17 protein-coding genes and 1 tRNA gene are annotated in these 23,568 nt (G+C 45.2%); 9 read left to right on the top strand and 9 right to left on the bottom strand.

Annotated elements, in window-relative coordinates:
- Positions 1 to 589: 589 nt before the first annotated feature.
- The 3 genes from JGK11_RS28350 to murA all read right to left on the bottom strand — a co-directional run bounded on the left by JGK11_RS28350 (position 590) and on the right by murA (position 3,110).
- Positions 590 to 671: transfer RNA gene (locus JGK11_RS28350), tRNA-Leu, on the bottom strand.
- Entirely contained in the window at positions 650 to 1,522 is an 873-nt protein-coding gene (locus JGK11_RS28345; protein ID WP_293213789.1) for a M48 family metallopeptidase, read from the bottom strand. The genes JGK11_RS28350 and JGK11_RS28345 overlap by 22 nt, the downstream gene beginning before the upstream one ends.
- Before the next feature lie 172 nt (positions 1,523 to 1,694).
- Positions 1,695 to 3,110, bottom strand: a complete 1,416-nt coding sequence (gene murA, locus JGK11_RS28340) for a UDP-N-acetylglucosamine 1-carboxyvinyltransferase (protein WP_293213798.1) — start codon at positions 3,108 to 3,110, stop codon at positions 1,695 to 1,697.
- Between the two features lie 507 nt (positions 3,111 to 3,617).
- Here murA and JGK11_RS28335 point away from each other — a divergent pair.
- The 6 genes from JGK11_RS28335 to JGK11_RS28310 all read left to right on the top strand — a co-directional run bounded on the left by JGK11_RS28335 (position 3,618) and on the right by JGK11_RS28310 (position 11,940).
- Positions 3,618 to 3,962, top strand: coding sequence for a hypothetical protein (locus JGK11_RS28335; protein WP_293213787.1), 345 nt, complete (start codon positions 3,618 to 3,620; stop codon positions 3,960 to 3,962).
- Complete coding sequence (smc, locus tag JGK11_RS28330; protein WP_293213785.1) at positions 3,949 to 7,767, top strand: chromosome segregation protein SMC; 3,819 nt, start codon at positions 3,949 to 3,951, stop codon at positions 7,765 to 7,767. Before JGK11_RS28335 ends, smc begins: the two co-directional genes overlap by 14 nt.
- 68 nt (positions 7,768 to 7,835) lie before the next feature.
- On the top strand, positions 7,836 to 8,852 hold the full coding sequence (locus JGK11_RS28325) for a PRC-barrel domain-containing protein (RefSeq protein ID WP_293185969.1): 1,017 nt from the start codon (positions 7,836 to 7,838) through the stop codon (positions 8,850 to 8,852).
- A gap of 200 nt (positions 8,853 to 9,052) precedes the next feature.
- On the top strand, positions 9,053 to 9,370 hold the full coding sequence (locus JGK11_RS28320) for a DUF433 domain-containing protein (RefSeq protein ID WP_293185968.1): 318 nt from the start codon (positions 9,053 to 9,055) through the stop codon (positions 9,368 to 9,370).
- Positions 9,367 to 9,714 (top strand): DUF5615 family PIN-like protein, encoded by a 348-nt coding sequence (locus JGK11_RS28315; RefSeq protein WP_293193411.1) that lies wholly within the window; start codon positions 9,367 to 9,369, stop codon positions 9,712 to 9,714. The genes JGK11_RS28320 and JGK11_RS28315 overlap by 4 nt, the downstream gene beginning before the upstream one ends.
- 393 nt (positions 9,715 to 10,107) lie before the next feature.
- Positions 10,108 to 11,940, top strand: coding sequence for a DUF6798 domain-containing protein (locus JGK11_RS28310; protein WP_293213783.1), 1,833 nt, complete (start codon positions 10,108 to 10,110; stop codon positions 11,938 to 11,940).
- A 184-nt stretch (positions 11,941 to 12,124) separates the two neighbouring features.
- Here JGK11_RS28310 and JGK11_RS28305 read toward each other — a convergent pair whose 3' ends face one another.
- From JGK11_RS28305 to rfbC, 4 genes are all read right to left on the bottom strand, one after another.
- Complete coding sequence (locus tag JGK11_RS28305; RefSeq protein WP_293198743.1) at positions 12,125 to 13,099, bottom strand: glycosyltransferase family 2 protein; 975 nt, start codon at positions 13,097 to 13,099, stop codon at positions 12,125 to 12,127.
- Positions 13,100 to 13,231: 132 nt separating this feature from the next.
- A complete protein-coding gene (locus JGK11_RS28300; RefSeq protein WP_293185963.1) occupies positions 13,232 to 15,040 on the bottom strand; it encodes a hypothetical protein in 1,809 nt (602 codons plus the stop codon).
- A gap of 158 nt (positions 15,041 to 15,198) precedes the next feature.
- Complete coding sequence (gene rfbD / locus JGK11_RS28295) at positions 15,199 to 16,080, bottom strand: dTDP-4-dehydrorhamnose reductase (protein ID WP_293213781.1); 882 nt, start codon at positions 16,078 to 16,080, stop codon at positions 15,199 to 15,201.
- A gap of 3 nt (positions 16,081 to 16,083) precedes the next feature.
- Entirely contained in the window at positions 16,084 to 16,629 is a 546-nt protein-coding gene (rfbC, locus tag JGK11_RS28290; RefSeq protein WP_293213779.1) for a dTDP-4-dehydrorhamnose 3,5-epimerase, read from the bottom strand.
- Between the two features lie 50 nt (positions 16,630 to 16,679).
- Between rfbC and JGK11_RS28285 the strand changes: the two genes are divergently transcribed.
- Together JGK11_RS28285 and JGK11_RS28280 are read left to right on the top strand one after the other, a co-directional pair.
- On the top strand, positions 16,680 to 16,841 hold the full coding sequence (locus JGK11_RS28285; RefSeq protein ID WP_293213777.1) for a hypothetical protein: 162 nt from the start codon (positions 16,680 to 16,682) through the stop codon (positions 16,839 to 16,841).
- Positions 16,842 to 16,869: 28 nt separating this feature from the next.
- The gene (locus JGK11_RS28280; protein ID WP_293213775.1) at positions 16,870 to 17,289 is read left to right on the top strand and encodes a hypothetical protein; all 420 of its coding nucleotides are present in this window, start codon (positions 16,870 to 16,872) and stop codon (positions 17,287 to 17,289) included.
- Positions 17,290 to 17,339: 50 nt separating this feature from the next.
- On the opposite strand, the gene JGK11_RS28275 is transcribed toward JGK11_RS28280, so the two are convergent.
- On the bottom strand, positions 17,340 to 17,888 hold the full coding sequence (locus JGK11_RS28275; protein ID WP_293213773.1) for a Uma2 family endonuclease: 549 nt from the start codon (positions 17,886 to 17,888) through the stop codon (positions 17,340 to 17,342).
- A gap of 166 nt (positions 17,889 to 18,054) precedes the next feature.
- On the opposite strand from JGK11_RS28275, the gene JGK11_RS28270 reads away from it, so the two are divergent.
- Positions 18,055 to 18,657, top strand: a complete 603-nt coding sequence (locus JGK11_RS28270; RefSeq protein WP_293213795.1) for a Uma2 family endonuclease — start codon at positions 18,055 to 18,057, stop codon at positions 18,655 to 18,657.
- A gap of 133 nt (positions 18,658 to 18,790) precedes the next feature.
- On the opposite strand, the gene JGK11_RS28265 is transcribed toward JGK11_RS28270, so the two are convergent.
- On the bottom strand, positions 18,791 to 23,263 hold the full coding sequence (locus JGK11_RS28265; RefSeq protein WP_293213771.1) for a pentapeptide repeat-containing protein: 4,473 nt from the start codon (positions 23,261 to 23,263) through the stop codon (positions 18,791 to 18,793).
- Positions 23,264 to 23,568 lie beyond the last annotated feature (305 nt).

Raw genomic sequence — 23,568 nt, 5'->3', positions numbered from 1 at the left:
TCCGTTGGTGCCGCACCCTTAGAAGTATTGAAAGAGTATATTAGAAATCAAGAAAAGCCGTCCTAAAAGGACGGGGCTTGTATCCCATTTTCTTGGTCACTCAATCGCAATGAATGAATCCGTGTATGCAAAGCATCAGGCAACTAATACTCGTATCGCGACAATAGACAGCATGACGAATCGCCAATTGCCTCTAGAAGGTGCGCTCAAAGCTTTAGTAAGAATCGGAATTACGCCCGAGACGTTAGCACTTGTAAGTGAAATTTATGGGCTACAGATAGATGATTTACTGTCCTTGATTACACCTTGACATCTAACCCCCCTCCCTAACCTTATTCGCCCTTAACCGGGCGGTTTTTTGTACCTGTTCTCCCTCTATTCCCAGCTTGGCTAGCCAGCGCCGGAATAGGGGGCAGGCAAAACAAAACCCGTCCGGTTAAGGGCGGGTCATAAATCTTAACATTAGGGGCGGTTATGCCTCTTTTTTTTCGTTAAACTGAAAGACGAGATGAGCGAAAAATGAGCGGAAATCATCAACCAGAGATTGAGTGAGATTCCTAAATGGCGTAGCCATAAGCTGTCTGAGCAATGGGCGGAGAGAGAATCGAACTCTCATACCTTTCGGTGTCAGATTTTGAGTCTGATGCGTCTACCAATTTCGCCACCCGCCCTTTTTGGTGGTTTCACCATCATAACACGCCGATCGACTTTCTGCAAGCAAAGATTCATAATTTTTTGAACTTGCCCAGCGATCGATCTCTTTGGCGCGCAATACTGGTACAGGATGGGACAACTGAGCCGTTTGAGCTTGCTTGAGCATTTCCCCGAGTTCCGTGCTACTGAGGTCGTCGTAGGCCCGCGCTTGCGCCAAAAACGCATCGAGATTCAGTTTCGGTGCTAACGTCGGCGAACCTCCGGCCAGTTTCATCAGCACTGATGCTACCACTCTGGGGTCTTGGGTGGCGAGTAAGGCGGCGCGATCGCACGTAAATTCTGCACAGCGCAACCATTCCAACATTTGCGTCTGCAAACCCTGGGCGAATACGGTTCCCAAAGGCGAAATTTGACCGGCGGCCAATACAATTAAATTAGCCAGAGTCAGATAAACTCCGTGTTCGCACTTCAAATGTCCCAACTCGTGAGCGATTACGGCTTTCACTTCCTCGTCGGTGAGCAAATCAATCAGCGAAGTGTGCATCACCACAAACGGCTGTTTTCCCCGCATCGCAAAGGTGTAAGCATTGGGCATCGGATGCTGGCGGACATAAAGCTGCGGTACTTCCAAATCCAGAGTTTTGCAAGCATCCACTAGCAATTGATGCAGGTGCGGTAATTGATTTTCGCCGACTTGGACGCTGGAAGCCAGATTTTCGAGCATGAAAAACTGTTCGCCAAGTTGTCCCAGCAACTGCCGCACCATCAAATCCAGGCCGGGCAGTTGTTTGAGCGCGTTGGTGGCTTCCAAGTCCAGCGGGTGCCGAAACTGGTCTGCTTTTAAACCGATGAGGGGGATGTTTAACATTTTAGTCAGTTGGTCATTGGGCAGTTGGCAGTGGTTATTTGTTATTTGTTATTTGTTATTTATTATTTATTAGTTCTCATAACTAATAAATAATAACTCTTCGACCCTTCGACTAAGCGAGCGGGCACCGCAAATAACCGACAACCAATAACAAATAACCACTAACTACTAACTAACAGTTTAAACTCGATCGCACGAGATTGACAGGAGCCTCAGCCGTCGCGGGGTCTGTACCCTCTTTGACTCGTCGCAACTTGGCTCCCAATTTTTGGAGTTTCATCTCTAACTGCTCGTAGCCCCGATCTAAATGCTGCAAGCTGCTGATGGTGGTGACACCATCGGCTGCAAGTCCCGCGATTACCAAAGCCGCCGAAGCCCGCAAATCTGTTGCGACTACGGGCGCACCCGACAGCATTGGGACTCCGCGCACTACGGCGACATTGCCTTTAACGCGAATGTCGGCGCCCATGCGGTTGAGTTCTGCTACGTGGCGCAAGCGGTTCTCAAATACGGTTTCTTTGATCAAGCTGTCTCCTTCGCTCAGCGTCAGCAAAGCCATAAACGGAGCTTGCATATCTGTGGAGAAACCCGGGTAAGGCAGAGTTTCGATGTCTGTGGCGGTGTGAATTTTGCCGGGAACTATCCGCACAATGTCGGATTCTACGATAATTTTCGCCCCCATTGTCTGCAATTTGGCAATAACTGCCGTCAGGTGGTCGGGAATTACCGACGACAAACTGATTTCTGAGTGAGTGATGGCTCCTGCTAATAAAAATGTTCCGGCTTCGATGCGATCGGGAATAATTGCATAGTCTACCGCGTGGAGTTTCTCAACTCCCGAAATGACGATCGTATTTGTGCCCGCGCCTTGAATTTTGGCTCCCATCGCACGGCAGAAATTCGCCAAATCGACGACTTCCGGTTCTTGAGCCGCGTTTTCAATTACGGTTTCTCCTTCCGCTAAAGTCGCCGCCATCATCAAAGTTTCAGTGGCGCCGACGCTGGGGTAGTCCAAATAAATTTTGGCTCCTTTCAAGCGGCGGTTCGGCCCTTTGACGTAAGCGTTAACAGTACCGTGATCGATGTGGACTTCGGCACCAAGGGCTTGCAAGCCCCGAACGTGGAGTTCTACGGGCCTGGCGCCGATGGCACAACCACCTGGTAATGGCACTTTGGCAAATCCCAAACGCGCTAGCAGGGGCCCGATGATGAAGAAGCTCGCCCGCAGTTGGCTGACTAATTCGTAGGGGGCTTGAGCATCCAGGAGGTTGCTGGCGTTGATGTCTAAAGTATCGCCATTCTGCTGTACTTTGACTCCTACAGCCGAGAGAATTTGCCCCATGCGGGCGACATCGACCAATGCGGGAACGTTGCGGATGTGGCAATCGTCAGGGCATAGTAGAGCTCCTGCCATGACTACTAAGGCCGAGTTTTTGGCGCCGCTGATTTTGACGTGTCCTTTCAGGGGCTGGCGACCCCAAATTTGTAATACTTGTTGGTCGCTTTCTGGTGAAGCGGACAGGTTAGATGAGTTTTGAGCTGGTGTAATGGGTTTGCCCTCCATAATGCGCTTCGTTACTTTATACATTAGTGAAATACCCAAACTAAACGAAATACCGTTATAGTTCGGGCTTCGTGTATCGTTTGCCGTTGCTCTGTTGGGTATACCCATTTCTGGGTATTCGTCACTGAAGACGATCCAAGTCTGACACAGCATCTCTGGCTTTTTACGGCCTTTATCCCGACCTAGGGAATCCACGCAGAAGCCCTGTTTCCCAAGGCAAAAAACTATTTTCGTACAACAAACTTGGATTATATTTTATGGTGGGACGTACCTTACCAACCAGCGGTCTGCTCTTTCCCCTTTTCTCTCGCAGTTGTCCGGGGCCAAGCATTTTACTGCTACTGTAGCCTGTTGTTTGCAGTCGAGTGGGTGGGTCGCAACCACTTATATCTTAGACTTTTGAGGAAATTGTCGCTTTTTTTTCATAGACCTTGCTTAGCTTATATCCCAATGCTGAATTGAGTACAATTACAGCGTGGGACTTACGCCAATTGAGTTAATTTTGGTTCGATTTTACCGGAAAGTTTTTATATGTCCAGGGGGGATGTTAAGAATTCCTGGTATTATACTTGCTCCCATTGTGGCTGGGTGAGGGTTTCAGGTTACGATCGCACGAATAATATCGATCAAGTCCTATGGAGTTATCTGTATCAAGATTTACTTTTGTTTGTGGTTGTCGATCGAGATGCAGATGTGGTGCTATTCTCAATAAGCTATTTTGTAGTACGGGCCGATGGGACGATCGACAAAGGTGTAGGATGTCAATTCGATCGACAATGCCGAGAAGTTCGCACGTTGTCGATCGCCCCAATGCCTGTGCTAACCTGTGACAACACCCTAGAGCCAAAGTTAGTGCTAGCAAATGGTTCACATTAAGCGGATCGAACTAACTAACTTTAAATCTTTTGGCGGCACAACGTCCATTCCCGTGCTGCCTGGTTTTACTGTGGTTTCCGGGCCCAACGGTTCAGGGAAGTCCAATATCCTCGATGCTTTGCTGTTTTGTCTGGGACTTTCGACTTCTAAGGGAATGCGGGCTGAACGTTTGCCGGATTTGGTGAACAGCGCCCAAAATAAGCGCGGTACGATTGAGGCTAGCGTGACTGCTACTTTTGCGCTGGAAGATGTGGGTGATGAATGGTTCGCTCAGGATGAAGATGAGGATGAGGATGAGGTAGAAAAGGCAGCGGATGATTTGTCTGTTGAGTCTGTTGAAGCAGAAGACGTAGAAGCAGTCGAAATTCCAGAAACTGAAGACAACAACGGACAATCATCAAATCCAAAATCCAAAATCCAAAATCCAAAATCGGATGAGTTATCTGTTGAAGAAGTCGAAGAAATAGAAATCGCCACCAGTCAAGAAAACAACGGACAACTACTCGCTAACAATCGAAAATCCAAAATCCAAAATCCAAAATCGGATGAGTGGAGTGTGACGCGCAAACTCCGAGTCACTCGTCAAGGAACTTATACGTCAAATTATTACATTAATGGCGCACCTTGCACGCTGACTCAACTGCACGAACAACTTAACCGTTTGCGAATTTATCCCGAAGGTTATAACGTTGTTTTGCAAGGAGACGTTACTAGCATTATTTCGATGAATTCTAAGGAACGCCGCGAAATTATTGATGAATTGGCAGGTGTGGCTCAATTCGATCGCAAAATCTCTCTCGCACGGCAGAAGTTGGATGAAGTTAAGGAAGTTGAAGAACGCAGCGGGATTGTCGAAAAAGAACTGATTTCTCAGCGCGATAGACTGGCGAACGATCGCGCAAAAGCGGAAAAATATCAAAAGTTGCGGGCGGAATTTCAAGAGAAGTCGCAGTGGGAAATTGTTCTCAAGTTCCGTCAGTTGCAAAAGCAAGAGTGGAAACTGCGCGAACAAATCGAAACGGGCGATCGCAATTCTACATCTCTCACCGAACAATTGCAAGCCATTACCACCCAAATTCAAGCTGCAACCGCTGAACTTGACGCGCTGAATGCTCGCGTTAAAGCTTTGGGCGAGTCGGAATTGTTGGCTTTGCAAGCAAGTATTGCCACTCAGGAAGCGGAACGGCGGCAACTCCAAAATCGCAAACAGGATTTGGAAACAACTGCTGGACAAATGGCGGCTAATATAGCACAAACTGAGGAAGAAGTGCGGCAATTTCGGCAAAGTTTGGAGCAAATTGAGATTGAAATATCCTATGTGATGTCTCAAATAGGTACTTTTCAGGAACAGCGCGACGCCGCCCAACAAAGTTTAGATCAGAGTCGGGAAGTTGCAAATGCGATCGCCTCGACGGCCGAAGTTTGGGTACAGCAACAAACGGAACTGCACCGCCAAATCGAGACAATTCAGCAAACTTTGGAGCCGCAGCGCACCGAACAAGCTACTATTGGCGAAAGAGCCGATCGCCTGCAAAGTCAAATTCAAGAACAAAACCAATCGCTGCAAGTATTGGAACAGGAAATTACAGCAAAAAAAGTTCAGCAATCAAGTCTTGGGGAAACCCAAAAAGTTGCGGCTTTGCAAGTAGAATCGCTGAATCAGATTGTAGTCGCAGCCGAACAAGAATTGCAATTGCAACAGGAAACTCAAACTCGTTTGCTGGAAGAACAGCGGGAAAGACAGCGCAAGTTAGATAAGCTAGAAGTGCAGTTTCAAGCCCAGCAAGAAGCGAGCGGCACGTTTACTGCAAAAATTATCGCACAAAGCGGAATTGGCGGAGTTTGTGGCTTGGTGGCTCAACTGGGCAGGGTGGAACCGCGCTTTCAGTTGGCGCTGGAAATTGCGGCGGGCGGCCGCATGGGTAATATGGTGGTGGAAAATGACAGTGTGGGTGCTGCTGCGATCGAATTGTTGAAGCAAAAACGGGCGGGAAGAATGACGTTTTTGCCTTTGAATAAGATTAGGGGCGGCAGGTTTTCGGTGAATGAAAATTTGCGACGGGCGGCTGGATTTCTGGATGCGGCTGTGAATTTGATTGAGTGCGATGCGCGCTATCAGGAGATTTTTGCTTACGTTTTTGGCAGTACGGTGGTGTTTAGCAATCTTACTGATGCCCGCCGCTATTTGGGACAGTACCGGATTGTCACTTTGGATGGGGAAATTCTGGAAACTAGCGGCGCGATGACTGGGGGAAGTTCTACTAATAGATCTACCTTGCATTTTGGTACGGTTGATGCTAGTGATGCTGGGGATGAAGCGCGGACAATTGCTGCTTTGCAAGAACGTATTGAGGAAATTGAGCGGATTTTGGAACGGTGCAAAATTGCGATCGATCGCGCTGCTGTTGCTGTCAAAACTCGCAGTCAAGAATTGATGGAGGCGAAGCAGAATTTGCGCGAACATCAGTTGCGCTTGGAACAGTTGGAGTCGGAAATAAAGAATTTGCAAGCGCAACAAGAACAAGTGCGATCGCAAATTGCTAAAAATACTCAGGAATTGACTGATTCGCGATCGCGATTGCAGTTGCTTGCGAGGGAATTGCCCGCACAGGAAACTCAATTGCAGCAGTACCGCCAAACTTTGGCGCAGTTGGAAGAGTCGAACAGTCACAGCGAATGGCAGCAAATGCAGTCGGGTTTGCGCGCTCAAGAAGCGCAACTGCAAGAGCGCGAATTGGCTCTGAGAAACGCCCAGCAGCGCCAAGGAGACTTGCAAAATCAATTCGGGCGCTTGGAAGAGAAAATTAAGGAAGGCAGCGAGAAATTGCAGGAATGGCAAGTGCAGCAAAATGCGGGAACTGATGCTGTAAACCGGATTGTTTCGCAGCAGTTAGAACTAGACGCACAGATTGCAGCAGCTAAGGCGGCTTTGGCCCAAATTGAGGAGAAATTGGGTTTGGAGAAGGGAGAACGCGATCGCGCGGAATCGCAACTGCGAGAGCAACATTTGGCAAAACAACAGTTACAATGGCAGTTGCAAAAACTGCACGAAACTCAGCAAGAACGCCGGGAACAATTAGCCGCCGTCCGCACTCTCATGGAAACGCAGCGAGCGGAAATGCCCGATCCGGTGCCGTCGATTCCTGAAAATGTAGAGAAAGCCAATTTGACGGAATTGCAGCAAGAAGTAAAGGCGATCGCCAAACGCATTCAAGCTTTAGAACCGGTGAATATGCTAGCATTGGAAGAGTACAACCGCACTCAAGAACGCCTGCAAGAATTGAGTCAAAAATTGACGACATTGGCAGGAGAACGCACTGAACTTTTGTTGAGAATCGAAAATTTTACCACGCTCAGGCGGCGCGCTTTTAAAGAAGCTTTCGATGCGGTTAACGAGAACTTCCAGACTATCTTTGCGGAACTTTCCGAAGGTGACGGGTATCTTCAGCTAGATGACCAGGAAGACCCTTTCAGCAGCGGTTTGAATTTGGTCGCTCACCCGAAGGGGAAACCCGTTCAGCGGCTGGCTTCCATGTCGGGAGGCGAAAAGTCGCTGACGGCGCTGAGTTTTATCTTTGCGCTGCAACGCTACCGCCCGTCTACGTTCTACGCTTTTGATGAAGTGGATATGTTTCTGGATGGGGCAAATGTGGAGCGATTGGCTAGAATGATAAAACGACAGTCTGAACAAGCCCAGTTTATTGTTGTGAGTTTGCGGCGACCTATGATTCAATCGGCTGAGCGTACAATTGGTGTTACTCAAGCACGGGGAGCTTATACTCAAGTCATAGGACTGAAGTTGTAGTCCCGGAGCGTCTGGTGATGAACGTGTTCAGTAATATATGTACTCAATAAATCAGGATTAAACTTAGAATGACATCAGAACAAATCTGCCAACGCTCCGATATTCTCGGCACTCAAGTCATCACCCGCGACAGAGGTAAACGCCTGGGTGTAGTTAGTCAATTGTGGGTAGACATCGATCGCCGGGAAGTTGTGGCGATCGGTCTGCGTGATAATATATTTGCGATCGCTGGACTACCAAAGTTTATGTTCCTCAGTAATGTCAGCGAAATTGGCGACGTGCTGTTGGTGGAAGATGAAAGTGCGATCGAAGATGATGTCGATGTTGAAGTCTACAGCATTTTGATTAACAGCGAAGTGATTACCGAAACCGGCGAACTTTTGGGAAGGGTGCGGGGCTTTAGATTCGACCCGGAAGACGGTAAATTAGTTTCTATCGTCATCGCTTCCCTCGGAATCCCCCAAATCCCCGACCAAGTTCTCAGTACCTACGAGTTGGGGATTGAAGAAATTGTCAGCAGTGGCCCCAACCGCTTGATTGTATTTGAAGGTTCCGAGGAAAGGCTGAGGCAGCTTAGCGTGGGTTTGCTAGAGCGCGTCGGTTTGGGACAAGCACCTTGGGAACGCGACGAGGAGGAACAAGGCTATTATCCCAAACCTGTGGCTACAGACCATCAATTGGGCCCGGGCGTGCGGATTCCTGCACCGGAAATGCGAAGCCGAGTAGCAGCACCCGTGGTAGAAGAGGTTCCTTGGGATGAGGATTCCCAGTGGAATCGCCCACCGGTACGACAGCAGCAGATGCGCGCGATGCCGCAGCCTCAGCAGATAGACGATTATGATGAGTATGAAGAGGATAATTGGGGCGGCGAGGACGATTACGAGGAAGACGAGTACGAAGAGAAGCAGTACAGCCCTCAGGTTTCTCGCCCGAAGGAGCCTGTCGTGGTGGAGTACGAGTACGAGGATGATGTGGAGGCGGATGCTTGGGCTGACGATGAAGCATCGAAGCCTTACCAGGCTCCTCGGGTGAATATCCCTGAGAAGACTAAGACTCCTGAGTACGAGGAAGAGCCTGGTTATTAGGATTAATCCACTGGTTGAAACCAGTGGTTTAACATAGGAAATCCCTGTCCGAGAAAATCCTGGAAAGCCCGCTGTTGCGGGTTTTGTTTTGATATTATGTGATGTGCAGTTGCGTGTTTGTAGTGAGGACTTTAGTCCTCATCTCAAAGGACTAAAGTCCTTTGAGTATAATTAAATTGCATTCATTAACGAGGTAAATTATGCCGCTAACTGCAACCGAATACAAATATGTGGAATTAGATGAGAAGAACGTTCCTCTCATCGCCGGAACCACAATGAAAGTGATTGAATTAGTACAAGCTCATATCGCTTACGGGTGGAGTCCAGCGGAGTTGCACCTCAACCACCGCTATTTGACAATGAGCCAAATTCATTCTGCTTTTGCTTATTATTGGGATCACAAACAAGAGCTTGATGCAGATATGCAGCGCAGGTTTGAGTATGCCGAAAAGTTGCGATTAGAGGCTGGCGAATCTGCTTTGGCTAAGAAACTGCGTGCCCAGGGACTAATTAAATGAGCATAGCGCTATATATGGACGAACATATCCACTTGGCAATTACGGTGGGATTGCAGTTTCGGGATGTAGATGTTCTGACGGTTCAAGACGACGGTAGAACAGGTATGCCCGACACTATTATACTCGATCGCGCAGCCGAGCTTCAGCGCGTTGTTTTTACCCAAGATGAGGATTTTTTAGCCATAGCAAACCGTCGCCAGCAAGAAGGAATAAATTTTGCTGGCGTCATCTACGCTCACCAACAAAGTGTAACTGTTGGTGATTGTATTCGTGACTTGGAAATCATCGCTAAGGTTAACGAATCTGAAGATTTAGCTAACTGCGTGCAGTACCTGCCTTTGTAGCAAAACCCGAAATAGCGATCGTCCCAGTCCGTGATATCATATCTAGTGATTTCATTTGCAATATTCCGGCAGGAGCAGATTTATTAAATCTCTACCTTATATTACAGATACTGGTTAAGTTAGCAAAGGATGTCATTGCGAGCGAGCGAAGCAATCGCAGAGACTATGACGCTTCTCGATTAACTGATGTGCGCGCGGAGCAATTGCTTGTTTAACTGAACAGTATTGGCTTATGTTACATATACTGGTTAAGCCATCCTACAAAAACTATAGATATAAATTCGATCCTGCTTTCGCTCTTTTTCCTCCTCTGAATCCTCTGCGCCTCTGCGGCTCACAAAAAAGCCCCTTCACAAATATATTTAATATCAGCTCAAAAAAAATGAACCGTCAATGCAGAAAACTGAAAAATCAAACAGGAATTTTAATCTATCTCTCTATACTGTTATCATCATCGCTTCATTCATAGCAGTAGGGTATAAGTTCCCGATAGGAGGCAACTTTCCCGAATTGCCACAAATCCAATCCCTGCTCAATCCTGAACTCTACAAAAATGACTATCACGTTCAGGAAATGGTTAAATTAAATCCGAGATACTATTATTATCATATCATTTATTTGTTAGCAAGCCTAGGGTTAAGCATCCCCTTAGTACATTTTATTTATCAATTCCTAGCCTTTAGTTCAGTTATCCTAGCTTGTCGGGCAATTATCAGAATATATACTAATTCACAACTGCCCGTAGCAGCAATGAGTTTCTTGTGTTTAGCCGCATCATTTACGGATGTGGGAAACACGCTGATATTTTCCACAAAATCAGTACCGAGTACCTTCGCAATGGGTGTCGCAATCTGGGGAATTTATTTTAGTTTGCGTCAGAAATGGCTGACAGGATATTTCTTTTTTGGATTGGCTTGTTTGCTGCAATTTTTAGTGGGTTTGCTGCCGGGATTGATGATGGTTCCGGTTTTACTGATAAAATCTGTAAGAGAGCGACAGTTCAAAACGTTGATTTGGGCGATCGCACTTTTAGCAGCAATGTCAAGTATAGTGTACGTACCCATGTTATTGACAGGTACTACCGGCACTCAAACCATCGACAATGCCGAGTTTGTATTCATCCACGCCAAAGTCCGCAATCCTCACCACATCCTCCCGTCAAATTGGACTATTGGGAATTGGTTCAACTTTATATGTTTCATCAGTGGCGGCTTGCTGTGCATCAAAAATACCGACTTACTCCAAAAAGAAGACAAGATTAATTTTTACATAATTGTTAGCACGTCAATTTTCGCACTGTGCCTAAACTACGTATTTGTAGAAGTTTACCCGCTGGCTTTAATCGCCAAACTGCAATTGGCGAGAACCGTTCCATTTGCTCAGTTAATTATATTTATTGCTGTTAGTTTAACCATCGAGAAGCTTTACACAAATAAAAAAATAGCTGTTAGCTTGTTGCTGCTATCTGTACTGACTTTGCCTTTTCGAGGTGTAATTTTCCTCGGATTATCAGTTTGGCAAACCAGAAATTACGTATTTCCCAAGAGATACAATATATTGCTGTGGATTTTTACAGCAGTAACGTTAATTGTTAGTTTGATATATCCGGTGACTGATTCGTGGGAAATAATCGGCAATCGCCTAATTGGCATACCTATCCTCTTTTCAATTCTTGCCTTGCCTTTCATTTTAGAACAAACATCTATATCTACACCACTCACACAAATAGTAACCCATATTTTAGCCTTGGCAACTACCGCCATCTTAGTTTTTGGAGTAGCAGGAATTTTACCAAAGCCAATGTTAGAAACCTTTCAAAAAAGAGTTAATATTAATGTAGTTCCCAGCGACGACTTAAACAGATTAGCTTTACACTTTTCGCAAATTAGCAATCAAGATGCACTCATATTAATTCCACCTTCAGTTACCAGCTTCCAGTTTTACTCTCAGCGAGCTATAGTAGTTAATTTTAAGAACTTTCCCTTGACAGAAACAGGAATCAAAGAGTGGCAAAATCGCATGGAAGCCGTTTTAGGAGTTCCCTTAAATCCGCAAATGATTTGGGGAGGGAACGACTTATTCAGCCGTCGCAGCAGTACGGATTTAGTCAAAGTAGCCCAAAAATATCATGCCGATTATATCCTGACTCGCAGCGATTGGCATCCCAACATTGAAGGAGAAATAGTAGATAAACAAGGTAAATGGATAATCTTTAAAATCCGATAATATCAAATGTGTTTCAACCGCAATTTCCCGGCGAATAGAATTCGCGGCTATACAAACAAAGTCCGCGCAACGCGAGACTGAAGAAAAAGAGAGAGAATTTTACTCGTTACCAGTTCATTTAGTCGGGCGTTGCGCCGACTTTGTTTGTATAGAAGCGGTTTCAACCGCCGAATCTTATCAACAGTTAAATATCAAAACCCGAATCATCAATAATTTCGCAAATCTGCTTATCCACATAATCAGCAGCCACATTCCGCGCAATCAACTCAGCCAAAATCCCCAAAGAAATCAACTGCACCGACAGAATTGTACACAAAATCCCAAAAAATAGCAAAGGTCGATTCCCGATCGGCCCAAAGTGCATCCCGGCTAAATTCAGAAACCAAATCACAATCAAATAACTCAGCGAAAAAGTTCCCACCAAGCCAAAACACAACCCCAATCCGCCAAACAAATGACCCGGTTTGTGCAAATATTGCGTCGTCGCCAACACCGTCAACAAATCAATAAATCCCCGCGCGTAGCGTTCCCAGCCATAATTGGATTTGCCATGTTTGCGCGGATGGTGTTCGACAACTACTTCGCCAATTTTAAAACCTAAATTATTTGCTAATGCTGGAATATAGCGGTGCAATTCCCCGTACAATTTAATCGAATGCAAAACCTCCCGGCGATAAGCCTTGAAACCGCAATTCATGTCGTGCATTTGCACCCCAGTCAGCAAACACGCAACTGTATTAAACAAGCGGGAAGGTAAAGTTTTAGAAAGCGGGTCGTTGCGCTTTCTTCGCCAACCGGAAACTAAATCAAATCCCAATTCTAAATGATCTAAAAATTTGGGAATTTCGGCGGGATCATCCTGTAAATCTGCATCGAGAGTAAAGATAATTTTCCCTGCTGCATTGCGAAATCCTGCTGAAAGTGCGGAGGATTTGCCAAAGTTGCGGCGCATTCTTATCGCTTTAATTCGTTGGGGAAATTGAACAGCTAAATCGACAATTTCTCGCCAAGAAGCATCGCGGCTACCATCGTCTATGAAAATAACTTCGTAACTTGCGATTCCTGTTTGGGACATGACGATGGTAATTTTTTCAAACAGTAATTTCAGTGTTGCTTCTTCATTGTGAACGGGAATTACAAAGCTGAGATCTTTTTGCATAGCTGATTTTTGTAAGTGTTATTGATTAGAGAAGATTGCAAAAGTCCTTTTAATCATTTTTGGGGGACGGGCTAGAAGCCCATCCCACAATTTTTTGTTTTATTGTGGGATGGGCTTTGAGCATCGTCCCAATTATTTTTGCAAGATGTCTATCGCTTGGGAGTTTCGCAAAGCTACCCAACCTTCGCGGTTTTTGAATGAAGCATAGGCTGTCAATAATTTATCGGTTGGCGATGTTTGAATGTATCCTCTCCAAGCTGCGGATTCGTAGGCTACCCCAAATAAGTTAACTAAGTCGGGGCGGGGAAATCCTGACATAGCGAAACCTCGAACTACATTTTCTTGGTTGAGAATGACAATACATTTTACATGATTTTCGGGATCTCCTACCCAACCAATTACTCTGGCGGCGGCTGGTGCGAGTTTGGTGATTGTATCAAAATATCCGGGTACTCCGTCTTTGGGGGCTGAGAGTAAATTCCGGTCGATTTTTGTGTCTAATGCTGCACAAAAGTTGTATTTTTTGATGTCTCGATTGAATGGTACTAAGTTGTTAGTTTTTAAGGCATCGATTAACCCGACAAATGCGGCGGGTTTGTTTCCTACTCTCTCTTTAATTAGGGTGATGTCGGTGATGCCTAATTGCAATGATAGTGCTACTAGCGGTTGATAGGTTGCTCTGCGGGCGATCGCCATTGCAGTTTCGCCTCCCACCCCGTACATTAAAATGACGGCTGCTATCACGACTGCAAACAGCGGTGTCAGCCATCGTCCTTGGATTCTCGGTGTGGGCTGCAACTCGCGCACCGCAAGCACTATGAGGATAATTGTACTCATCCAAAACAAGGCTGGGAGTGTGGCGTAGCGGGAAGCGGTAGCCTGTTCGACTCCAAATCCCGATCGGCTAACTGCGGCCATTAAAGCCGTTTGCAGGGTGTACAATTGGATGGACAGCCAAGGCAGCCAATTTTGGCGATTTCCTACAGGATAGCCAAGCTGCACAGACTTTTTTACCAATAGCCAATAACCCACAAAACCCGTTACAGCAATCAAACCAATTATACCAATAATTGACGCAACAATAATGTTTTCGGTAAAAATACCCCCGAGATAAATCGGAATATATTCGAGAGTTTTCAGCGGATTGATTTTAGTTAAAGAAGGATGATTGGACGGAGTTTTGTAAGTTAAGAAATAAATACCAATCACCGCAATCGAAGCAGCAAAATACAAATAAGTTATCCGCCGAGGAAACCGAAGCACAATCGCAGCCCCACACAATATCGGCCACAAACCTAAAGGAGTGCTGTAACTAATACAACCTAAAATCCCAAAAACAATACTACCAATTACCCACTTGTTTTGTTGCCATCCCTCATTCCCAATCTTTGCCGGAGAATGAATACCTAAAGGTTGTGCTTCTCTGCTATTTAATAATAAATTAACATAGGATTGCAAACAAAATATCGAACAAATTACAAATAAATTAGCAATAATCCAGTGGACGCCACTGAATCCCCGCATCCAGTTGTGTGCCGCCGCCGGAGTAAAATTAAAAATAGAAATACACAGGATGACTGAGATAAATTGTAGTGGAAAATTCCTTAATCTTAAAGGTAGTAAAGCAATCAAGACATAGCACTGAATCCAAGCCAAAAACCAAGCAATCAAACATAAACCAATATTTGAACCTTGGGTGATAATAATATTCAAGCCATAGATAATCGCCGGAATCAAGACAAAATGCTCATTCGCCCGAAATATCCAATTAAAAGGATTTGTAGAGAAACCGTCTACTGAATAAAAATTCCAAGTCATCCACCAATAATCAAAATTAGACAAGTCTCCCGCTTGGGATATCAAGTACAAAATATATGACGCTGGTATGAGAATGCCGATAACTGAGGTGATAATTAAAACATATTGGTTCTTGATTTTCATGAATTCGGAGATAGATATTTTTAAAGATTTACTCAATTATTTATTTCACTTATTTAATGGTTGTTAGCCCCTACCTAGAAGGCAAATTGTTTTTAAGGCGGGGTTTAAATCCCGTCTTAAAAACTTCGGGCATCTGTCACTCGCACATCTGTCAACTGTCAACTGTCAACTGTCAACTGTTTAACCAGCATTTGTCTGAGCCCTTGCCGCCAGTGGGGAGGATAGGTTCCCAGAAGTGCTGATATTTTTACTGTGGAAAGTACAGAAAAAGCGGGACGTTTTGCGGGTGTGGGATATTCGGCGGTGGTGATGGGAATTACGCGCTTAATTTTGAGGGGAAAGCCGAGTTTCTCTGCTTCTTCAAAAATGGCGATCGCAAAATCGTACCAACTACACACACCGCTGTTAGTATACTGGTAAGTCCCAAAACTTTCTAGCCCAAGCAGAGGGATGATTTGGGCAGTTGCAGCCCCCAAATCTGCCGTCGAAGTTGGACTTCCAATCTGATCTGCTACTACCCGAAGTTCTTCCCTATCTTTGCCCAATCTCAGCATGGTTTTGACAAAGTTGCCTTTGCCGCCGTTACCGTAAACCCAGGCGGTTCTAATAATAATATGTCGGTTTCCCGCTTTTCTAATTGCTTCCTCGCCTGCTAATTTGGACTTCCCGTAAATTCCCAATGGGTTTGTAGAATCTGTTTCGAGATAAGCAGAACCACTGCTACCGTCAAATACGTAATCAGTGGAAAAGTGGATTAAACTTGCTCCCAGTTTCTCGCATTCTTCTGCAAAGATTCCGGGTGCGATACCATTGACTGCTTCGGCTAAGTCTGCTTCGGTTTCGGCTTTGTCTACCGCAGTGTAAGCAGCGGCATTCACGACTACATCCGGTTGAATGTCAGCCATTGCTTGGCGGATGGTTTCGGGTTGGGATAAATCGACGGAAGTGCGATCGACTGAAATGACCTCTCCCACAGATAATAGTATGGGCTGTAATTCTTGAGCTAGCTGTCCGCTACCGCCTGCGAGTAAAATTTTCATTATCTAAAACACTTGAGCTCTTTTCAATGTTTGTCCGGCTTTGTCTTTAGGTGATAAAATTGGTTCGGCACCATCTAGCGGCCAGGCGATCGCCAAATCAGGATCATTCCATACAATACACCGCTCGTGTCCCGGTGCATAGTAGTCTGTAGTTTTGTACAAAACTTCAGCAATGTCTGATACTACTAAAAAACCGTGAGCAAAACCCGCCGGCACCCAAAATTGCCGCTTATTTTCAGCACTAATCAAACAGCCCACCCACTGTCCGAAAGTCGGCGAACTTTTTCTAATATCCACCGCCACATCATATATTTCGCCCGCAACAACCCGCAGCAATTTACCTTGAGGCTGCTGCATTTGGTAGTGCAAACCGCGCAGCACATTTTTAGAAGACTTGGAATGATTGTCTTGCACAAATTCTGCTGTCACACCTGTTTTTTCGACAAAAGCTTGGTGATTGAAACTCTCAAAAAAGAAACCGCGATCGTCTCCGAAAATTTTAGGCTCAATTATCAGAACATCCGGTATTTCTGTAGATATAACATTCATAGTTGGCTGTATCGCGTGATAAACTTATACTCAGTCTATGCTATCTTACTATGAAAACTGACACATATCTCAAAAAATTGTATGCAAACCGATTTGATTCCCGACAGATGCAAGCCAAGGTGGCACTTTGGAAAGTTTTAATTGACGAATTTTTACAAGATTATGTTCCTCCAGAATCGGCTGTTTTAGATCGATTCCAAGTTATTTGCTGATGCTGATGTCAAGGTGCTGAATATTGATGTGCTTAATTTAGACAAGCATACTTCTTTTAGCCAACAGTTCGATCGCATTTTTATCTCAAACTTTTTTGAACATCTCCGCAACAAAGAGGAACTTGTAGAAATCATCTCATTTTGCTTTGATGCGCTGAAGCCTAGCGGTTCTCTTTTGGTAATTCAGCCAAACTTCAAATACTCTTACAAGGAATACTACGATTTTATCGATCATCAATTACCGATTACGCATTTATCGCTGCAAGAGCTTTTACAAACTGTCGGGTTTAAAGTTGATGTGATGATACCGAGATTTTTACCGTTTTCGACGAAAGGGCGGCCGGCTTCGCCGTTGTTGTTAAAGGTTTACCTGAAATTGCCTTTTTTATGGCGTTTTTTGGGCGGGCAAATGTTTGTTAAGGCGTCGAAGATAAGAGTCGGCGGTTGAAACCGCTACTATACAAACAAAGTCGGCCTCCGCCGACTGAATAAAATAGCTTATTTTAATAATTCATCGACGGGAATGCTAAAACCAGGCAAAACAATTTGAGTGCTAACAACTTCCCCAGCAATAAAGATAATTCGGGTTTGTTTTGTGACTACAATAACCCATTGGTTTTCTGGATATACCAGCCAAACTTCCTCACTTCCCGATTCCAAATATTCCGTAGCTTTCGCAATTACATCTTCCGCTAAATCTGTTGGGGAAACAATTTCAGCACATAAAGGAAAACTTTGCGGCAGCACTTTGAGACTGCCAAATTGTGCTGCTAATTCCGGGGGAAGGTAGGCAACATCAGGATAGCGTCCCTGCTTATTGGTACGGCAGGGAACGTCGGTATAAACTTTTCCTCCCTGTCCGCTGGAGTCTTTGTAGTTTCTCCAACAAAAGTAAAGATTTCCCTGTACTTCGCTATGCTTGAGAGTCATGCCATTTTTCTCCAATAATTCGCCATCAACCCACTCTTGGAGATCCGGTGGACTTTCCATCCATGCTTCTAGAGAGTAGGTTTTATATGCCGGGGCGACAACTGTAGAAGTTACCATTTTTCGGTTCTCCGTGTGGAACTTTTTTCTATGATATCAGATACGATCGCCCTTTATGCCTGTCACATCCAAGTGTTATCATAAAAATGACGAATTATCAAGCATTTCAGACTGTGGGCTATTAAGATGAATCTGCCATAAAAGGATCAGTTTAAGGACAAAAATGATGACACAAACTAAATCATCCGCCGCCCTTGCAATCAATCTTCCGCCAACACTCACACTCACCGTTACCCGCGAACAGTTCATCGAATTGGCGATCGCAAATCGGGATGTACAATTAGAATACACCGCAACAGGAGAATTAATCGTAAACCCGCCCACCGGAGGCGAGGCAGGAATAATAAACTCGGAAATCGGCGGACAAATCTGGTTGTGGAACTGCCAGACTAAACTCGGTGTAGCATTTAGTTCTTCTACTGGTTTTGACCTACCAAATAGGGCTATTCGCTCTCCTGATGCGTCTTGGGTGCGTCAAGAAAGGTGGGACGCACTCACATCAGAACAAAAAGAAAGCTTTATTCCATTGTGTCCCGATTTTGTGGTAGAACTTCGTTCTAAAAGTGACAACATGGAACCGCTGCGAGTCAAGATGAGAGAATATATGAACAATGGTGCTCGTTTGGGTTGGCTGATAGATCGGAAAAACCGAAAAGTGGAGATTTATCGGCAAAATCGGGAAGTGGAAGTGCTAGAAAATCCTGCTACTTTGTCGGGTGAAGATGTGTTGCCAGGGTTTGTTTTGGATTTGACAGAAGTTTGGGGATAAAGAGCGATCGCCCGCCAAATTCTGCCACAACAAATTTATGAAATCAGGCAGAAACCGGGTTTTTGGCAAAATCCCCGCCGCAGCCTTAAATTTCCGAAAAACCCGGTTTATTAAGTTCGGATCGCCCGCAATATTAAACCAGATCGCACACAGCCCCTAAAGATGCGATCGTCGCTTTTTCAGCATCCGTCAAACCCGTAACGCCCGTGATATTCATACTCTCATAAGGTCTTTCAGCTATCAGCGTTTTGAGGCACTCACCAGTCTTGACATCCCAAAACTTAATTGTGCCATCACCACTACTGCTAATCAGAATTTTACCGTCGGGATTAAATGCGACTGAACTTACAATATCGCTGTGACCTTGAAAAGTTTGGAGGCATTTACCACTGTGGCAATCCCACAATTTTACAGTTCGATCGCCACTGCCACTAGCCAAGATTTTACCGTCTGGACTAAATGCAACTGAACGAACCAAATTGCTGTGACCTTGGCAAGTTTGGAGGCATTCACCGCTGTGGCAATCCCATAACTTTATAGTTCGATCACCACTGCCACTAGCCAAGATTTGACCATCTGGACTAAATGCAACTGAGATTACCAAATTGCTATGACCTTGGCAAGTTTGGAGGCATTCACCGCTTTGGCAATCCCATAACTTTATAGTTCGATCACCACTGCCACTAGCCAAGATTTTACCGTCTGGACTAAATGCGACTGAACGTACCCTATTGTTGTGACCTTGCCAAGTTTGGAGACATTCACCGCTGTGACAATCCCACAACTTTATAGTTTTGTCACTACTGCCACTAGCCAAGATTTTACCGTCTGGACTAAATGCGACTGAACGTACCCTATTGTTGTGACCTTGCCAAGTTTGGAGGCATTTACCGCTGTGGCAATCCCACAACTTTATAGTTTTGTCACTACTGCCACTAGCCAAGATTTTACCGTCTGGACTAAATGCAACTGAGTTTATCCAATGACTATGACCTTGCCAAGTTTGGAGACATTCACCGCTGTGACAATCCCATAACTTTATAGTTTTGTCATTACTGCCACTGGCCAAGATTTTACCGTCTGGACTAAATGCGACTGAACGTACCCAATCGCTGTGACCTTGCCAAGTTTGAAAACATTCACCTGTGTAGCAATCCCACAACTTGACAGTTCTGTCACCGCTACCACCAGCTAGGATTTGACCGTCTGGACTAAATGCAACTGAACGCACAAAATCGCTGTGACTTTGCCAAGTCTGTAGGCATTCACCGCTGTGGCAATCCCATAATTTTATAGTTCGATCATCACTTCCGCTAGCCAAAGTTTGACCATCTGGACTAAATGCAACCGAATTTACCCAATCGTTGTGACCTTGCCAAGTTTGAAAACATTCACCTGTGTAGCAATCCCATAACTTGACAGTTCTATCACTACTTCCGCTAGCCAGAGTTTGACCATCTGGACTAAATGCAACCGAATTTACCCAATCGTTGTGACCTTGCCAAGTTTGAAAACATTCACCTGTGTAGCAATCCCACAACTTGATAGTTTTGTCACTACTTCCGCTAGCTAGAGTTTGACCATCTGGACTAAATGCAACTGAAAGTACCCAATCGTTGTGATATTGCCAAGTCTGGAGGCTTTGACCGCTATGGCAATCCCACAACTTGATAGTTTTGTCATTACTTCCGCTAGCCAAGATTTGACCGTCTGGACTAAATGCAACTGAGATGACTAAATCGCTGTGACCTTGACAAGTTTGGAGGCATTCACCTGTGCGGTAATCCCACAACTTTACAGTTCGGTCATTACTTCCGCTAGCTAGGATTTCACCATTTGGACTAAATGCGACTGAACGAACCAAACTGCTGTGACCTTTACAGGTCAAAAGTTCTTTTCTACTAGCAACATCCCAACAACGAACTACGCCATCTGTACCACCTATAGCTAACAGTTTGCCATCAGGACTAAATGCTACTGCAAAGACTATGCCAAAAACTTTAATAAAATCACAATCACTCAAATTCGCTCCAGCAAAATTGACACGCCGCAAACTAGCATTAGAAAAATCAGCACCTTTAATCACAGCCCCCGATAAATCTCTCCCTTCCAAAGCAACATTATCAACTTTCACTAATACCGTCGCCGCATTCCCACCAATATAACCAACTTCCGCCTCAGTTTTACCTTTCGTCGCCTCCAAAATTTCCAAAAGTCTCAACTTAACCTCACCCACAAACTCGATTTTTGCCAGCATCGGCACCAACAAATCCATCACCGCTTTCGTCAAAGTTTCCCGCCCAAAACTATTGAGAAGTTGCACCAAACTTTCACTCACAAAACCCTTCAAAGCCGGAATCGGCACAATCTCACCCGCATTATCCACCTGACGGCTAAAATACCCCGACCAAGTATAATTCACCGACTCAACAGAATTATCCAAATACAATTGTGCCTGGGACAACTCCGCAAAATCAGCGGGCAAAACCCCCAACTCAGCCGCCAACTTATAGGCTACAAAAAACTCCAAAAGCGACCTGTGTGCCGGAGAATAATCGCCCTCAGCATTGCGAATTAACATGGTTTGACCCATCATGTCGTAATGCCAGTGGTCTAAATCCTTTTCTGCTTGCACCGCAGCACCAAACAAGCGGCGAATTCTGTCAGGAAACAGCCGATAATTCAAACTCATCTGGTCTGTTGACAGCATTTCCCAGGACAGTTCGCACAGGAAAAATAGTTTATCTGCCAGCGATGTAAACGTCCTTTCTGCCTTAATATCCCGTTCCATCTTCCGCCGCACCGCATACAGGTAAACCCGCGACATATCCACGGGTTTACCTGCTTGAATATCCGGCAATGATTCTAATATCAATTCCGCCATCACCGGCCGCCGTGCTAAATCCAATAACTGCGGATTGTTCATCACCTGTGCCACAGTTTCGGCATCGGCTTGGTGAGACAATACCTGACGGATTTGGTCGTCGTCGAATGCTGCTAATTCTAACACTTCAAACTGCGGCGTTTCTCCGCTGAGATTGGCAGTCGAGGCTTTTAATTCCGCATTCAATAAAGCGCGTCCTTCTTTGGCTTCGGGAAAGTGTTCTGTCCGACAGGTTAAGATTACTTTGGCACCGGGAACAATTACTTTTGCTAGTTCCCAGAAGTTGTTAATTGTTTGTTGTCGATCGCACTTGGCGGCCATTTCATCAAATCCGTCAAAAATCAACAGCAACTTACCCATCCGATTCAGTTGGTCGAACACTTCGCTATTCAGTCGGATATTGTGCTGAGTAAAGAAGAAACCAGCCAAAACATTCTCAACATTCAAAGCTTTTGCATAGTCGCGCAAAGTAATAATTAAAGGCAAGCGAGGCCGTTGAGTTCCTTTTTGTTTTGCCTGTTGATATCGCTGCAAAGCCGTCCAAGCATAGTGAAAAGCAAACCAAGTTTTCCCCGTCCCGAATTCGCCCAAAACTGAGATATGTTCCTTCGCCGGATCGTCCATCCACAAGTCGATATAACCGTCAATCCAGCCGTCCTCTGCGCCGTAATAACTGGCATCAATTTGTCGCTTATTAATGCCATCTAACTCGGCTTTTGTACAACCGAGAGGCACGTATTTGCCATCGATTTGCCTGCGCTTAACTTCATTTTCCAACCAGTCGATATAGCCACTAAAATCCGCATCAACATCAATCAATTCATCAAAAGTATAACAATCGAGATGGCGATTTTCTGGTTTGTCAACTTCCTTGCGCGCTGCTTTGGAAATCCGCCGCGCCGTCACCAGCCAACCTTCATCGGTTTTTTGCGTTTTTACCGACTCTCGCAGCGCCCCAACATCTTGAATTCCCGCTTCTCCTGCCATACCGCGAATCAAAATGCGATCGAATCTGCCGCGCCTCACCGGAATCCGAATAATCCATTCAAAATAGTTATCTTCCCAAACCTGATACGGCTCAAAATCGTAGCCCAATATTTCAAACCAACCGCGCATCTGCTGCGCCAAAGCAAACCCTTGGGATTTTACCGCAGTTTCATTTCCTGCTGGTAAAGCCGGATTAATTTCCACAGCCAACCGCGCCATTTCCGCGCGCATTCCTTCTAAAGTTGGGAGTCGATCGATCCTTTCTTGAACTGCTACAATCTGTTTATGTACTGAATCAATCTGATGGTTGGTAAAAGCTTCTTTCGGATTGCGGGTGCGCTTGGTGACGGCGATAAAAACTGCAGAAAAAGCAGCAAACTCGCGCCGAATGTCAATCCCTAAAGCTTTAATTTCATCTCCCAAAGCATAGGCATTGAGAAAATCTTCTCCTTGCTGGAGAAAATTAGTCGGAGAATTGCGATCGAATGCTTGGCGAAATGCTTGTTTAATTTCTTCTTCTCGGAATAGTTGTAAAATTGGTTTGGGTTTGCCGACGCCGTATTCTACCAAAGTATAGGCGTAAACGCTGCTGAAATCTGGTAGCGGATGTTCGGGGTCGAGGTTAAATTTTTTGAGTAATTTGATGACTGTTTCGCTGCGCTGAAACTTATCTTTAATTATAGGGTTGGCGATGCTGGTAAGGGCGCTGATAATCGGATCGAGAGGTATCATCATGCTGGCATTCCGAGGTGATTGGTGGGAGAAGAAAGAAGACGGCGGTTGAAACCAGGTTTACACAAACGAAGTCCGCCTCCGCGGTGTAAAGAAAATAACATAATTGTAACCGTTCTTCAACCGGCGTCCGGCTTGTTTTGTCTGTATAGACGCGGTTTCAACCGCCCGGTCTTCTAATAACATCAATATCCTCACGTTAGTTTCCGCAAATTCTATTCAAGCGAATCGCGATCGTCTGCGAGGGCTTAGCTAACGCACTTCTCAACTAACTACCCAATCCAATTTTTTATGACTAAACCTGGAAT

The organism is Microcoleus sp. PH2017_34_RAT_O_A (assembly GCF_020737885.1).
Taxonomy (GTDB): domain Bacteria; phylum Cyanobacteriota; class Cyanobacteriia; order Cyanobacteriales; family Microcoleaceae; genus Microcoleus.
This window is presented reverse-complemented; position numbering and strand designations above follow the sequence as displayed.

Coding starts and splice junctions, on each gene's coding strand:
- JGK11_RS28305 (WP_293198743.1), bottom strand. CDS start 13,099: ATGCAAAAAGATCTCAGCTTTGTAATTCCCGTTCACAATGAAGAAGCA.
- JGK11_RS28320 (WP_293185968.1), top strand. CDS start 9,053: ATGCCGCTAACTGCAACCGAATACAAATATGTGGAATTAGATGAGAAG.
- JGK11_RS28275 (WP_293213773.1), bottom strand. CDS start 17,888: ATGGTAACTTCTACAGTTGTCGCCCCGGCATATAAAACCTACTCTCTA.
- JGK11_RS28335 (WP_293213787.1), top strand. CDS start 3,618: ATGTCCAGGGGGGATGTTAAGAATTCCTGGTATTATACTTGCTCCCAT.
- JGK11_RS28285 (WP_293213777.1), top strand. CDS start 16,680: ATGAAAACTGACACATATCTCAAAAAATTGTATGCAAACCGATTTGAT.
- rfbC (WP_293213779.1), bottom strand. CDS start 16,629: ATGAATGTTATATCTACAGAAATACCGGATGTTCTGATAATTGAGCCT.
- JGK11_RS28325 (WP_293185969.1), top strand. CDS start 7,836: ATGACATCAGAACAAATCTGCCAACGCTCCGATATTCTCGGCACTCAA.
- rfbD (WP_293213781.1), bottom strand. CDS start 16,080: ATGAAAATTTTACTCGCAGGCGGTAGCGGACAGCTAGCTCAAGAATTA.
- JGK11_RS28345 (WP_293213789.1), bottom strand. CDS start 1,522: ATGTTAAACATCCCCCTCATCGGTTTAAAAGCAGACCAGTTTCGGCAC.
- smc (WP_293213785.1), top strand. CDS start 3,949: ATGGTTCACATTAAGCGGATCGAACTAACTAACTTTAAATCTTTTGGC.
- murA (WP_293213798.1), bottom strand. CDS start 3,110: ATGTATAAAGTAACGAAGCGCATTATGGAGGGCAAACCCATTACACCA.
- JGK11_RS28315 (WP_293193411.1), top strand. CDS start 9,367: ATGAGCATAGCGCTATATATGGACGAACATATCCACTTGGCAATTACG.
- JGK11_RS28265 (WP_293213771.1), bottom strand. CDS start 23,263: ATGATGATACCTCTCGATCCGATTATCAGCGCCCTTACCAGCATCGCC.
- JGK11_RS28310 (WP_293213783.1), top strand. CDS start 10,108: ATGCAGAAAACTGAAAAATCAAACAGGAATTTTAATCTATCTCTCTAT.
- JGK11_RS28300 (WP_293185963.1), bottom strand. CDS start 15,040: ATGAAAATCAAGAACCAATATGTTTTAATTATCACCTCAGTTATCGGC.
- JGK11_RS28270 (WP_293213795.1), top strand. CDS start 18,055: ATGACACAAACTAAATCATCCGCCGCCCTTGCAATCAATCTTCCGCCA.